Origin of the sequence: Cupriavidus sp. BIC8F, assembly GCF_032465815.1 — a bacterium.
Lineage (GTDB): Bacteria > Pseudomonadota > Gammaproteobacteria > Burkholderiales > Burkholderiaceae > Cupriavidus > Cupriavidus necator.
Genome location: NZ_CP136095.1, coordinates 2187871 through 2201481, shown reverse-complemented (window position 1 = coordinate 2201481; position 13611 = coordinate 2187871). Strand labels below are relative to the sequence as shown.

11 protein-coding genes are annotated in these 13611 nt (G+C 65.6%); 5 read left to right on the top strand and 6 right to left on the bottom strand.

The genetic code is table 11. The features are described from left to right. Positions 1-410: 410 nt before the first annotated feature. From selB to RS901_RS30130, 4 genes are all read left to right on the top strand, one after another. Entirely contained in the window at positions 411-2321 is a 1911-nt protein-coding gene (selB, locus tag RS901_RS30145; RefSeq protein ID WP_316154167.1) for a selenocysteine-specific translation elongation factor, read from the top strand. 45 nt (positions 2322-2366) lie between these two features. Continuing rightward, entirely contained in the window at positions 2367-3455 is a 1089-nt protein-coding gene (apbC, locus tag RS901_RS30140; RefSeq protein WP_316154166.1) for an iron-sulfur cluster carrier protein ApbC, read from the top strand. A 55-nt stretch (positions 3456-3510) separates the two neighbouring features. Next, positions 3511-4929, top strand: a complete 1419-nt coding sequence (gene pyk, locus RS901_RS30135; RefSeq protein ID WP_316154165.1) for a pyruvate kinase — start codon at positions 3511-3513, stop codon at positions 4927-4929. Positions 4930-5430: 501 nt separating this feature from the next. After that, positions 5431-6018, top strand: coding sequence for a PAS domain S-box protein (locus tag RS901_RS30130; protein ID WP_316154164.1), 588 nt, complete (start codon positions 5431-5433; stop codon positions 6016-6018). Positions 6019-6049: 31 nt separating this feature from the next. Here RS901_RS30130 and RS901_RS30125 read toward each other — a convergent pair whose 3' ends face one another. From RS901_RS30125 to RS901_RS30110, 4 genes are all read right to left on the bottom strand, one after another. Next, a complete protein-coding gene (locus tag RS901_RS30125; RefSeq protein WP_316154163.1) occupies positions 6050-7396 on the bottom strand; it encodes a type II toxin-antitoxin system HipA family toxin in 1347 nt (448 codons plus the stop codon). Between the two features lie 4 nt (positions 7397-7400). Then, entirely contained in the window at positions 7401-7676 is a 276-nt protein-coding gene (locus tag RS901_RS30120) for a helix-turn-helix transcriptional regulator (RefSeq protein ID WP_316154162.1), read from the bottom strand. 156 nt (positions 7677-7832) lie between these two features. After that, positions 7833-9074: an ABC transporter substrate-binding protein gene (locus RS901_RS30115; RefSeq protein WP_316154161.1), complete on the bottom strand. Its 1242-nt coding sequence runs from the start codon at positions 9072-9074 to the stop codon at positions 7833-7835. Positions 9075-9102: 28 nt separating this feature from the next. Beyond that, positions 9103-10158, bottom strand: coding sequence for a cyclase family protein (locus RS901_RS30110; RefSeq protein ID WP_316154160.1), 1056 nt, complete (start codon positions 10156-10158; stop codon positions 9103-9105). 389 nt (positions 10159-10547) lie between these two features. Here RS901_RS30110 and garD point away from each other — a divergent pair, with 389 nt between their 5' ends. Next, a complete protein-coding gene (gene garD / locus RS901_RS30105) occupies positions 10548-12113 on the top strand; it encodes a galactarate dehydratase (protein ID WP_316154159.1) in 1566 nt (521 codons plus the stop codon). Between the two features lie 18 nt (positions 12114-12131). Here garD and RS901_RS30100 read toward each other — a convergent pair whose 3' ends face one another. Together RS901_RS30100 and RS901_RS30095 are read right to left on the bottom strand one after the other, a co-directional pair. Beyond that, complete coding sequence (locus RS901_RS30100; protein ID WP_013952607.1) at positions 12132-12356, bottom strand: DUF3820 family protein; 225 nt, start codon at positions 12354-12356, stop codon at positions 12132-12134. Positions 12357-12603: 247 nt separating this feature from the next. After that, positions 12604-13509, bottom strand: coding sequence for a LysR family transcriptional regulator (locus RS901_RS30095; RefSeq protein ID WP_316154158.1), 906 nt, complete (start codon positions 13507-13509; stop codon positions 12604-12606). Positions 13510-13611: the final 102 nt, after the last annotated feature.

Below are 13611 nucleotides of genomic sequence, written 5' to 3'. Positions count from 1 at the left end.
ATCTCTCCTGGCGCGGTGACAACGCGTTCGTGAGCAAGGCCCATGCCTGCGTTGGCATCCTTGGGCAGTCGGACGGTTCCGGCACGCTGCAAGCGCTGCGGGGCCTGCGCGATGGACAAGATGTCCATGCTGAGCCAGGTCTCGGGTCAATCTGTCCATCCAGTTTGTCACTTAAGGCATCGCTTATAGGCACGCAAAGAATCGCTGAATTTACCTTAAGTGGCCAGGCAATTATCTTGTCTCCAACGATGCAGGAACCCTAAGCGCGGCGGTATCAGTGCACGCTTGAGCAAGCCTCATCGGCCATTCGAACAGGGACAGGAGACCATGCATGTTCACGACGAGGATATTCCGGCGACAGTGCCTGATGGCCTGCGGCGCGTCAGGTTGCCGGGCTACCTGACGCAGCCATGATCGTCGGCACGGCAGGACATATCGATCACGGCAAGACCAGCCTGGTCAGGGCGCTGTCGGGCATGGATACCGACCGCCTGAAGGAAAAGAAGGCGCGCGAGGTCTCGATCGAGCCTGGCTATGCGTACGTGCCGCTCGAGAACGGCAACGTGCTCGGCCTGGTCGATGTCCCGGGCCACCAGGAGCTGATTCACACCATGGCCGCGGGCGCATGCGGTATTGACTTCGCGCTGCTCGTGGTGGCCGCCGATGCCGGCGTGATGCCGCAAACGCGCGAGCACCTGGCGATTGTGCAACTGCTCGGCATCCGGCGCGGAGCGATTGCGCTGACCAAGGTCGATCGCGTGGATGACGCGCGGCTGCGGCAGGTGCGCGAGGAGATTGCGTCGTTCCGGCGCGGCAGCATGCTGGAAGATGCACCGGTTTTTGAAACCTGCGCAATGCGCGCCGACGATCCGGGTGTGAATGCGTTGAAGCGGCACTTGCACGCGGCCGCGGCTGCGTCGCGCACCAGGCGCGACGACGGGCTGTTCCGCCTTGCGGTTGACCGGGTCTTCACGCTTGCCGGACAAGGGACGATCGTGACCGGAACCGTGGTGTCCGGGCGCATCCATGTCGGCGACAGGGTGTTGCTCGCACCGAAGAACGAGTCTGTGCGCGTGAGCGGCATCCATGCGCAGAATCGTCCTGCTGCTGCCGGGCGGGCGGGGCAGCGCTGCGCGCTGAACCTGGCCGGCATCGACCGTGGCGCGATCGACCGTGGTGACTGGGTGGTCGATGTGCGCCTGGCACAGGCGTCGGAGCGCATCGATGTGATGCTGACCCTGTTGCCAGACGCCCCTGCGCTGGAGCACTGGGCGCCCATGCACGTTCACCTGGGCACGCAGCACCAGGTGGCGCATGTCGCGCTGCTCGATGGCCCGACGCTTGCCCCCGGCCAGCGCGCGCGCGTGCAGCTGGTGTTTGAGCGGCCGGTGTGCGCGCTGCCTGGCGATCCCTTTGTCGTGCGGAACGCGCAGGCCAGCCGCACCATCGGCGGCGGTGAAGTACTGGATCCGTTCGCGCCCGCGCGCAAGCGCCGTTCCCCGGCGCGGCTGGCGTGGCTAGACGCGATGCAGGCCATGCTTGACACCGGTTCGGTTGACACATTGCTCGAGCAGGCGCCAAACGGGCTGTCGCGCGCGCTGCTGGAGCGGCTGAGCGGCATGCCGGCGGCGGCCATCGAACTGCCGCGGGACACGCGCGTGATCGAACTTCCGGGCGACGATGCCTTGCTGGTGTCCAGCGCGGCGTGGCGGGCGCTGGCGGGGCGATTGACCACTGCGCTGCAGCAATTCCACCGGCGCTCGCCGGATGTACTCGGCCCGGAGGTGGCGCGTTTGCGCAGGATCGCCGCACCGCTCGCGCAAGACGCGTTGTGGAGTGCGATCGTCGATGACGCCTGCGCGCGCGGCCAGATCGTGAGGGACGGCCCCTGGCTGCACCTGCCCGAGCACACCGTGACGCTCGACGATGCGGATCGCTCGCTTGCCGCGACATTGCAGCAGGACATGAAAGCGGGGCGCTTCGATCCGCCATGGGTGCGCGAGCTGGCGAGCGCGCATGGCGTGCCGGAGGACAGGGTGCGGCAACTGATGCGCAAGCTTGCGCGTCATGGCGAGACGTTTCAGGTCGTGCACGACCTCTTCTACGATCCGGAGGCGATTCGCGAGCTGGCCTTGCTCGCCGCTGTCGACGCCAGCAGGAACGCCGGCACGGTCGTCGCCGGGGCATTTCGCAATGCCACCGGACTCGGACGAAAACGTGCGGTTCAGGTCCTGGAGTTCTTTGACCGTGTTGGCTATACGCGCTTCGACCGTGGCCGGCATCTGGTGCGCACGGACAGTCGTTGGCTGGAGTTGCTTTGACAGGCGACGACTGCCTTCCTACATTCACCAGCAGCGGAGTTTGTCTTGAGCGTCAGCACTGAGCAGGTCACCGAAGCCCTGCGCACCGTCATCGACCCCAATACGGGCAAGGACCTGGTGTCCACCCGCTCGGCCAGGAACATCCGTGTCGACGGCGGCGATGTCTCGCTGGAAGTCGAACTCGGCTACCCCGCGAAGAGCCAGTTTGATCCGATCCGCAAGCTGGTGGTGGCTGCAGTGCGGCAAGTGCCGGGCGTGAGCAATGTCAGCGTGGCCGTGACCATGAAGATCGTCGCGCACGCGGTGCAGCGCGGGGTCAAGCTGCTGCCGGGCGTGAAGAACGTGATCGCGGTGGCGTCGGGCAAGGGCGGGGTGGGCAAGTCCACCACGGCCGTGAACCTGGCGCTGGCGCTGGCGGCAGAGGGCGCGCGCGTCGGCATGCTCGACGCAGACATCTATGGCCCGAGCCTGCCGATGATGCTGGGCATCGACGGCCGCCCGGAATCCGCCGACGGCCAGACCATGGAGCCGCTGGAAGGCCACGGCCTGCAGGCCAACTCGATCGGCTTCCTGATCGAGCAGGACAACCCGATGGTATGGCGCGGCCCGATGGTGACCTCGGCGCTGGAGCAGCTGCTGCGCCAGACCAACTGGCACGACCTGGACTACCTGATCGTCGACATGCCGCCGGGCACCGGCGACGTCCAGCTGACGCTGTCGCAGAAGGTGCCGGTCACCGGCGCGGTGATCGTCACCACGCCGCAGGACATCGCGCTGCTGGACGCCAGGAAGGGCCTGAAGATGTTCGAGAAGGTGGGCATTCCCATCCTCGGCATCGTCGAGAACATGGCAGTCTACTGTTGCCCGAACTGCGGCCATGTCGAGCATATCTTCGGGCACGGCGGCGGCGAGAAGATGTGCGCCGACTACGGCGTGGACCTGCTCGGCAGCCTGCCGCTGAACCTGCAGATCCGCGAGCAGGCCGACTCCGGCCGTCCGACCGTGGTGGCCGAGCCCGACAGCCCGGTGGCAGAGACGTACCGCGCCATCGCGCGCAAGGTGGCGATCAAGGTCGCCGACAAGGCGCGTGACATGACCAGCAAGTTTCCGAGCATCGTCGTGCAGAACACCTGACCAGGGTGAACGATTTACGCGCGGCGCCCGTCGCGCGCTGACATGGAGCAATGGCATGAGACGCCTTCGCAACGCCAAGATCGTGGCCACGCTCGGCCCCGCGAGTAGCACCCCCGAGCTCATCGACGCGCTGTTCGAGGCCGGCGCCGATGTCTTCCGGCTCAACTTCAGCCACGGCACCCACGACGACCACCGGCAACGGTTCGAAGCGATCCGCGCCGTGGAGCGCGAACGGGGCCGCCCGATCGGCGTGCTGCTCGACCTGCAGGGTCCGAAGCTGCGCATCGGCACCTTCGCCGACGGCCCGGTGCAACTTGCCGCGGGGGCCGGCTTCCAGATGGACTTGGACAGTGCGGCGCCCGGCTCGGCCAGCCGGGTCTGCCTGCCGCACCCGGAGATCTTCGCCGCCCTGAGCGAGGGCGTGGAGCTGCTGCTGGACGACGGCAAGATCCGGTTGCGCGTCGGGCAGTGCGGCGCCGACTTCGCCGAGACCACGGTCGTCAACGGCGGCACGCTCTCGGACCGGAAGGGGGTGAACGTGCCGGACGCGGTGCTGCCGCTGTCGGCCATGACCGAGAAGGACCGGCGCGACCTAGACTTCGGGCTGGCGCTGGGTGCGGACTGGATCGCGCTGTCTTTCGTGCAGCGGCCGGAGGACATCCGGGAGATCAAGGCAATCGTCAACGGCCGCGCCGGCATCGTGGCCAAGCTGGAGAAGCCTGCCGCCATCCAGAGCCTGGACCTGATCGTCGCCGAGGCCGATGCCATCATGGTGGCGCGCGGCGACCTGGGCGTGGAGATGCCCGCCGAGCAGGTGCCGTCGCTGCAGAAGCAGATCGTCCGCGCATGCCGCAAGGCCGGCAAGCCGGTCATCGTTGCCACGCAAATGCTTGAATCGATGATTGCCGCCCCCGTGCCTACCCGTGCGGAAGCGTCAGACGTGGCGACGGCGATCTACGACGGTGCCGACGCGGTCATGCTGTCGGCCGAGTCGGCTTCCGGCCGGTATCCGGTGGAGGCGGTGCGAATGATGAACAGCATTATCTCCCGCACTGAATCCGACCCGCTGTACCGCGACGCCATCGAGGCATCCCACACCCCGCCGCGCGCGGAAGCGGCTGATGCCATCGGTTACGCGGTGCGGCATATCGTGGGGTTGCTCAGGGTGCCGGCGACGGTCGCCTATACCAGCTCGGGCTACTCGGCGCTGCGCATGGCGCGCGAGCGGCCGCAGGTGCCCATCCTCGGCATGACACCCCGCATGGCGACGGCGAGGCGGCTGACGCTCACCTGGGGCGTGCATGCGGTGCTCTGCCACGAGGTGCTGGATGTGCCGGAGATGACCGATCTGGCCAGCCGCACTGTGGTGGCGGAGGGGTTCGGGGAAGCCGGACAGTCCATCGTCATCTCTGCCGGGCTGCCGTTCCTGGTGGCGGGAACCACCAACCTGCTGCGGATTGCGCAGATCCAATGAGGGGGTAGGGACGCCGCCGGACAGGTACGTCCCGGGGCATTGCCGCAGCGTTGCACGGTCCCCGCTGACAGAGGCCACTGCCACCTCCGTCAGCGGGCCGGGCCGCTCCCCTCCTGAGCTCGACTCCCCCCTCGAAAGGGGTAGGCAATGCTGAGGCTTGGCTCATTTGCCCCGACTCTCGTTGACTACGGCTTTGGAAGCCCCCGGCGGGGCCATTGCTATTTGGCCGAAGACCGGGCAAATGATGGCCATGATGGTATCGAAACCGTGCAAAAGTCATAGCCTGCTAATCAGCAGGGTGCCTTTGACGGCGCGCTGGCATGAGTGGCGCCGTTAAAGGCCTTCCGGCTGGCGAACCTCGCACGGTTTTATCGATGCCAACACTGTACATGCGCTGGCGCGTGGTCTAGTCTTCACGTTGACCCGCGTTCGGGTGAAATCCGGGCGAAGGGGCCAATCAAGGCGCCAGTAAAAGCGCCAGTATCGGGGGTCTGGACTGCCATGAGTATCGAGATCGGAAAAGACATCACTGCGTTTGCCGACCAACTGCTGGACGCCGTATTCCTGGTCGACACAGGCGGCCGCATCCAGTATGTCAGCGCAGCGTGCGAGGGCATTTTTGGCTATACGCCGAGGGATATGGCGGGCGAGTTCATCATCGATCTGGTCATGCCCGCCGACCGGGACCGGACCATTGCCGAGGCCAAGCAGGTCATGTCGGGAAAGAAGCGGATCGGTTTTGAAAACCGCTATCGCCACAAGGACGGCAGTGCCGTCCATATCATGTGGTCCGCCGGATGGCTCCAGTCGGAACGGCTGCGCGTCGGGGTTGCCCGCGATGTCACTGCGCTGAAGAAGGAGAGCATTCTTGACCTTGGGCTGGCCCTTTCTTCGGTTCCGTTGGCGCCCCACGAGCAGAAGGTCTTGCGGCTGCTGTTGACCGACGCATCGGAAAAGCAGATTGCCCAGCGCCTCGGCCTGGCGGTTTCCACGACCCATTCCTATGTGACCGGCATCTTCCGGAAATTCGGCGTCAGGGGCCGGGCCGGGTTGATGAGCCTGTGGCTGGAAAACCTGACCAGGGATTAGGCGTAGCGGCAGACCAAACGCTGGCCTGGGCTTATCCGGCCAATTTCTTCGCCGCAGCCTGAAGGCCATTCAGAATGCTGTCCGCAAGCCCGGGGGGAAAGTCTTCAGGCAGTTGAGCGCGCACCGCATGTACGACCCCCGGCGTGCGGGCAATCAGGTCGTCAACGACGAAACTTGCATCCTTGCCGTCGGGCGTGACAATGCCGAGGCGTTGGCCCACGCCCAGCCAATGCCGGCGCAGGATGTCGCGCATCCTCCAGTGTGCGTTCTTCGAGCGCACAGCCATGGCCATCCTGGCACTGTGCGGCGAGAGCTTTCCAGGCCCTTCGCCAAGCAGAGGGTAGGCCGACATCACGTCGTACAGCGGGGTCAGCGCATAGGTGCCACCAGGGCGCAGGAACAGGCTGAAGTTCTTGGCGTGGCCGTCGGTCGCGCACAGCATCCAGAACAGGACCTGGGCCTGGAAGAATTGCAGCCGGTCGGCATCGCGATGCATGGAGCCGTCCAGCAGCCCCATGATCTGGCTGACCCCTGGGCCGCCGTCTGATTCGTACTTCAGGTGTGGCGGCGTGCCCGTCGCCTGACACATATCTTCCTGGGGGACACGGATGAGCCATCGGCCCCCACGCTCCCACCAGCGCCGGTCAAACCGTTCCACACAGAGCACCTTTTGATCCTCAAAGCGCAACGGCTCGCAGTTCGCCACGGGCAATCCGTAGGCCTTCAGGATCAGGGAGCAGAGCCACTCGTTTTCCACCGACTCGGTCAGGTCGAGTTTCATGTTGCCCACCAACCCCATCGGCAGCTTGAAGATGTGGGTGGTTGGCGTTGCGCCGTGCGGCCGGCACCACTGGCCGTCATTCAGCAGGAAGGCAGTCTTCTCCTGAGCGCCAGCGATAGAGATCCGGAAGTCTTCGTCATCGTCAGGGACGCCGCCAAGTGGCGGGGGCGCGACGGTCGCGCGCAGGATCTGTGCGACCTCCTGCTCGCTGAGGGGTTGCGCCTCCACGCGCTGGACTCCCACAGGGACGGCTCCATGCGGGAGAATTTGCAGGGCCCCGACGCAGTCGCGGCCGATCTGCGCCAGCAAGTCAAAGGCTTCGGTGTTCCTGGCCTGGAACCGGCGCGCGATTCGCTGCCGGATGGTCAGGCTATCTGGCAGCAGGTTGTCAAAGTACGACCGGACCTTCTCGCCACGCAGAGGCGCGTTCCCAGGGGTGAACGGCAACGACAGCGACAGGGGGCGGCCCTGCGCGGAGGAGACCCATTCCGGCGAATACACCAGGGTATCGCCCCGGCGCGGAGTCACTTGCCAGGTCCCGACATGGGCACCGTTCATCCACAGGCCCTGGGCCCGAGTATGCGAGCGACGTCCCATTGCATCACCAGGGTTGGTCGGACGGCGCGCCAGAAGAGGCCCCTGATGTTGCCGGGTCCTGACCATCTTTGCGCAGCACCAGTTCCACGCCCAGAATCGCCAGCAGACGCATCAACCGGCCAGTACTCACCGCTTCGGCGTTGCGCTCAAGCGCGGACAACGTCTGCTGTGTGACGCCCAGGCGGCTTGCCACCTGGGCCTGAGTCAGTCCGGCATCCTTGCGGAACGCTTGCAAGAGGGTGGGAAGCTGCTCGGGAGTACGCAGAGTATAGTCGGTCATACAATTCATAGACTGTATTTACGATATACAAAGCATAGGTTGTTTTCCGGTAATACACAATATAGTTTGTATCTATTGAATACAAACTATGATTTGTGTTTGTCAGAAACCTCCGCTCCGCGCCTCATACATCGCTTATCCCTATCGGCGCCGCCATCAGCGCCTGACCAGCGAACACTGCGACTTCGACACCGGCATGAACGCCTGCTCGCCCGGCACCGTGGCCAGCAGCTTGTAGTAGTCCCATGGGTACTTGGACTCGGCCGGTGTCTTGACCTCGAACAGATACATGTCGTGGACCATGCGGCCGTCTTCGCGGATGCGGCCGTTCTTGGCGAAAAAATCGTTGATGGGCATGGCCTTCATCTTTTTCATCACCGCCTCGGTCTCGTCGGTGCCCGCTGCCTGCACGGCCTTCAGGTAGTGCGTCACCGATGAATACGCACCTGCCTGGCTCATGTTAGGCATCTTCTTCAGCTTGTCGAAATAGCGGCGCGACCAGGCACGGGTGGCGTCGTTCATGTCCCAGTAGAAGGCCTCGGTCAGCACCAGCCCGGAGGCCGTCTTCAGGCCGATGGCGTGGATGTCATTGATATAGAGCAGCAGGCCCGCCATGCGCTGCGTGTTGTTGCGGGTCAGGCCGAATTCAGAGGCGGCCTTGATTGCGTTGACGGTATCGCCGCCGGCATTGGCCAGGCCCACCACCTGTGCCTTGCTGGCCTGCGCCTGCAACAGGTAAGAGGCGAAGTCGCTGGTGGCCAGCGGGTGGCGCGCGGCGCCAAGCACCTTGCCGCCGGTCTCGTTGATGACCGCGGTGGCCGAGTCCTGCAGCGTGTGGCCGAAGGCGTAGTCCGCCGTCAGGAAGAACCAGGACTTGCCGCCGCGCTGCACCATCGCGCGCGCGGTGGTGTTGGCCAGCGCGTAGGTGTCGTAGGCGTAGTGCACTGACACCGGCGTGCACAGGTCGTTGGTGATGCGCTCGGTGCCCGGGCCGGAGAACACCACGATGCGGTTCTTCTGTCTTGCAACCTCAAGCACCGCCAGCGCCGGCGCCGACGCGGCCACGTCGAGGATGGCGTCGACATTGGCGGTGTCGAACCATTCGCGCGCCTTGTTGGCGGCGATGTCGGCCTTGTTCTGGTGATCGACCACCACCAGCTCGATCTTCTTGCCCAGCACCTTGCCGCCGAAATCGTCGATGGCCATCTGCGCGGCGGTGGCGCTGCCGCGGCCGGTGACGTCGGCATACAGGCCGCTCATGTCGAGCAGCATGCCGATCTTGACGACATCGTCAGAGACGGCGGCCCTGGGCTGGGCCTGGGCGGTGCCGCAGGCAAGCGCCGCGGCGAAGGCGAGGGCGCTGGCGGCAATACGGCGGATCGCGTGGCGATGGTTCATGGTGTCTCCCTGATTTATTGTTGTTGGCTTATACCGTGGCGATCGGCGTCACCGGCGAGCCCACTGCGCCGGGCAGGCGCAGCGGCGGGGCGGTGAGCTGGAAGCGCGTACGGCCGTTGGCGCGCAGCCAGTCCGCCAGTTCACGCAGGTACCACAGCTCACCCAGCGGCAGGCCCAGCTTGAACAGGCAGTGGTGGTGCAGCGGCAGCAGCGGGTGGCGCTTGTCGCCATCGGGCGCGGGGCGGGCGGGGTAGCGTTCCACCGCGTAGTTGTCGGCGATCAGCGCGGCGATGCCGGCATCGGTGATCCAGTTCAGCAGGCGCTCGTCGCGGCCGTCCAGCGCGCAGCAGCTGTGGTGCAGCACGGCTTCATCGGGGTTGCGCTGCATCGACAGCACCACCTCGGCAAAGCCGGTGCGCAGCAGCAGCATGTCGCCGCGTTCGACTTCCACCTTGCCGGCGTCCAGTGCGTGCATCAGGTCGTCGTAGCCGACATTGCGGAAATCCATGCCGAAGGTGTGCGCCAGGTCCACCAGCACGCCGCGGCCCTGCATGCCCTTGACCGCGAAGTTCTCGATGCCCAGCGCCTGCGCGGCACTGTGGTCGTGGCCGCAAGGGTGCGCGGCGAAGTTGTCGTCCTCGGCATAGTCCACCGGGCCGACGATATGCTCATTGGCGCGGTAGCCGTTGTAGTAGACGCGCTCCGGGCGGCCGTCGCCGTCGGCGTCGAACAGCGCGCCCACGTGCGCCAGCGCATCCCATTGCGTGCTGTATTGCAGGCACAGCAGCACCTGGTCGTCGCTGATGACGTCGGTGGCAGCCGGGTCCATCTTGGCCAGCGGAAAGTTCACATAGGGGATGTCGTCGCGGAAGGTGGGCCGCAGCACCGGCGGATGCCGGCGCGGGTTGAGCTTGTTGCCGCCGGGGTAGTCCAGCGGCAAAGACAGGCAGAAGCTGATGCCGGCCTGCACCTCGCGCGCGCCTTTGACGACTTGTTCCGGGCCGATCAGGTTGATGCGGCCGAGCTGGTCGTCGGGGCCGAAGTCACCCCAGTTGGAACCTTGCGGACGTTGCTTCCAGCGCATGAGTCATGCCTCCTGTCGTGTGCGTGGCCGAGGGAGCGGCCGGTGTATGGGGTATCAGTGCGGCGTGGCTGCGCGATGTGCGTGGCCACGCGGAAGGTCTCCTGTCCGGCTCTCGTGGCATGAAACCGGTTGCATCCTTATAGGCCATATTGCGGGGAATGGTCATTTTGCGGTGCAGCAGGATTTCGGCGCGGTGGCAGCCTTATTGGGGCGGGCAATGCTGGCTCATGATATGTTGTCGTACAACATAATCGAGGAAGTGCCTTATGTCCGTTCCATAGTAACGCGGGATAGGGAATTCCCGGGGCCTTAAATCACCATAAGCAGGTAGAATGTTGTCAGACAACGTAAGACTAAAGGTGCGCGACGCGCACCAGGCTGGAGATGACATGGCAATGACCCCGACGGCAGGTGGACAGGCGGCTCGCCCCCTGTACATCACGATGCACGCGAACGACAACGTTGCGATCGTGGCCAACGACGGCGGCCTGCCGGCGGGAACGGAATTCCCCTGCGGCCTGGTGCTGGCCGAGGGCGTGCCGCAGGGCCACAAGGTGGCCCTGGCCGACCTGCGCGAGGGCGACGCGGTGATCCGCTACAACGTGGTGATTGGCTACGCGCTGAAGGACCTGCCGCGCGGCAGCTGGGTCAATGAGCGCGTGATCCGCATGCCGGCCGCGCCGGAACTGCACGACCTGCCGGTCGGCACGCACGTGGCGCCGCTGCCGCCGCTGGAAGGCTATACCTTCGAGGGCTACCGCAATGCGGACGGCTCGGTCGGCACGCGCAATATCCTGGGCATTACCACCACGGTGCAGTGCGTGGAGGGCGTGGTGGAGTTTGCCGTGCGGCGCATCAAGGAAGAACTGCTGCCGAAGTATCCCAATGTGGACGATGTGGTGGGCCTTGAGCACACCTACGGCTGCGGCGTGGCGATCGACGCGCCCGATGCCGGCATCCCGATCCGCACCATCCGCAATATCGCGCTGAACCCCAATTTCGGCGGCGAGGTGATGATCGTCAGCCTGGGTTGCGAGAAGCTGCAGCCGGCGCGCCTGATCGGCGCCGGCACCATCCCGATCCAGAAGGAGGGCGAGCCCGACGTGGTCTGCCTGCAGGACGAGCAGCACGTGGGCTTTGCCTCGATGATCGATTCGATCATGGCCACGGCAGAGAAGCACCTGGCCCGGCTGGACTCGCGCCGGCGCGAGACCTGCCCGGCGTCTGACCTGATGGTCGGCGTGCAGTGCGGCGGCAGCGATGCCTTCTCTGGCGTCACGGCCAACCCCGCGGTGGGCTTTGCCACCGACCTGCTGGTGCGCGCCGGGGCCACGGTGATGTTCTCCGAAGTGACCGAGGTGCGCGACGGCATCGACCAGCTCACCGCGCGCGCCGCCACGCCAGAGGTGGCCGAGGCGCTGGTGCGGCAGATGGCCTGGTATGACCGCTACCTGGAGCAGGGCAAGGTCGACCGCAGCGCCAACACCACGCCGGGCAACAAGAAGGGCGGCCTGTCCAACATCGTGGAAAAGGCAATGGGCTCGATCGTCAAGTCAGGCACGGGCCCGATCCACGGCGTCACCGGCCCCGGCGAGAAGGTCACGCAGAAGGGGCTGATCTATGCCGCCACGCCCGCGGGCGATTTTGTCTGCGGCACGCTGCAACTGGCCGCCGGCATGAACCTGCACGTGTTCACCACCGGGCGCGGCACGCCGTACGGGCTGGCCGAGGTGCCGGTGATCAAGGTGTCCACCCGCAACGACCTGGCACGGCGCTGGCATGACCTGATGGATGTCAACGCCGGCCGCATTGCCACCGGCGAGGCCACCATCGAGGAAGTGGGCTGGGAGCTGTTCCACACGCTGCTGGCCGTGGCCAGCGGCAAGAAGTCATGGGCCGAGCACTGGAAGATCCGCAATGCGCTGGTGCTGTTCAACCCGGCGCCGGTGACCTGAAGTCCGGGGCTGAAAAGCTTAAGTGCGCCCGCGCAACGGCTTGAGCAGATGCGACAGGCCGTTGTGATCCAGTTCGTGCATCAGCGCCAGCAACGCGCCGATCTGCCCCGGCGGGAAGCCCTCGCGCGCGAACCAGTTCAGGTAGTTGCCCGGCAGGTCGGCGATCACCGTGCCTTTGTGCTTGCCAAAGGGCATGGTGACTGTGACCAGCCGTTTGAGGGCGTCTGCGTCGAAATCGGTCATGGGTGGGTGGAAAGTCGGAAGGCTCCACGCTATCACAGTCAGAAAGCGCTCGTGGTGCCCATTCGACCAAGCACCGGCGTGCGCCCGCCCGAAGCCGCGTTGGGCCCGAAGAGCCCATTGATCCATGCCCCCGTCGCCGGGCCATTACCTGAGGCGAGCATACGATCTACAACCATGCGGCCGAGCCGACTGCACTGGCGGCGGATTGGTTCGCGGACCGGCTCTGCTGAATGGATGCCGCCCGCCGTCAGGCGCGCTGGATCCTCGCTTCTTCCACAGCCGCGCGCACGCATTCGGCCAGCAGCTCTGACGCCCGGGTGCGCGTGGCGCGGGCCGTGCGCGCGATCACCAGCGGCTGGCGCACGGTGTCTTCCCGTATCGGCTTTTCCACGACGGCGGTGACCTGGGACGACGCGGGCGCCTGCGTGATCAGCAGCGCCGCGCCCAGTCCGTTCGCCACCATGCCGCGCGCCAGTTCCAGCGAAGTCGCGCGGTAGCGCACCTCGGGCTGCAGCCCGAATTGCCAGAACGGTGCCATCAGGAATTCACGGCTGTGCGGCAGGTCGATCAGGATCAGCGGTTCCTGCGCCAGTTCATGCAGCGACAGGCTGCCTTTGCGCCTGGCCAGCCGTGAGCCCGCGGGCAGCAGGCCGTAGGGCCGCAGCTCTGCCAGCAGTTCGCGCTCGATGTCATCGGGCATGCCCACGTCGTAGGTCAGCGCCAGCTCGATCTGCCCGCCGTGCAGCCAGTCTTCCAGCTGGGCGAGATCGCCTTCGACAAAGCGTACTGACAGTTTGGGATAGCGCTCGCGTGCAAGGCGCAGCACCACCGGCAGGTAGACCGGCGCCAGGGTGCGGAAGACGCCGATCTGCACCTCGCCCGCCGCGGCATCGCCGCTCTTGTCCACTTCAAATGCCGTTGCTGCGCCAAGGATATGGCGCGCTTCCGCCAGCTTGCGCACGCCGAAGCGGGTCAGGGTCATCCTTGCGCCGAGGTCGCGGGCGAACAGGGCTTCCTCGAACAGCGTCTCCAGTTCACGGATGGCAACGGAGATGGAGGGCTGCGAGACGTTCAGCAGCCGCGCCGCCGCCGTGGTGCTGCCGGTTTCCGCCGTCGCGGCGAAGTAGCGCAACAGCCGCAAGGAGACACGCATCAGGAAATCCTATAGGTGCTAGTCGAATTCCATATTTTACTTGATAGCCTGCGCTGCGCAGAATTGGTGTCACTGAAACGCAAGCCCGCGGGTTTGCAAGCC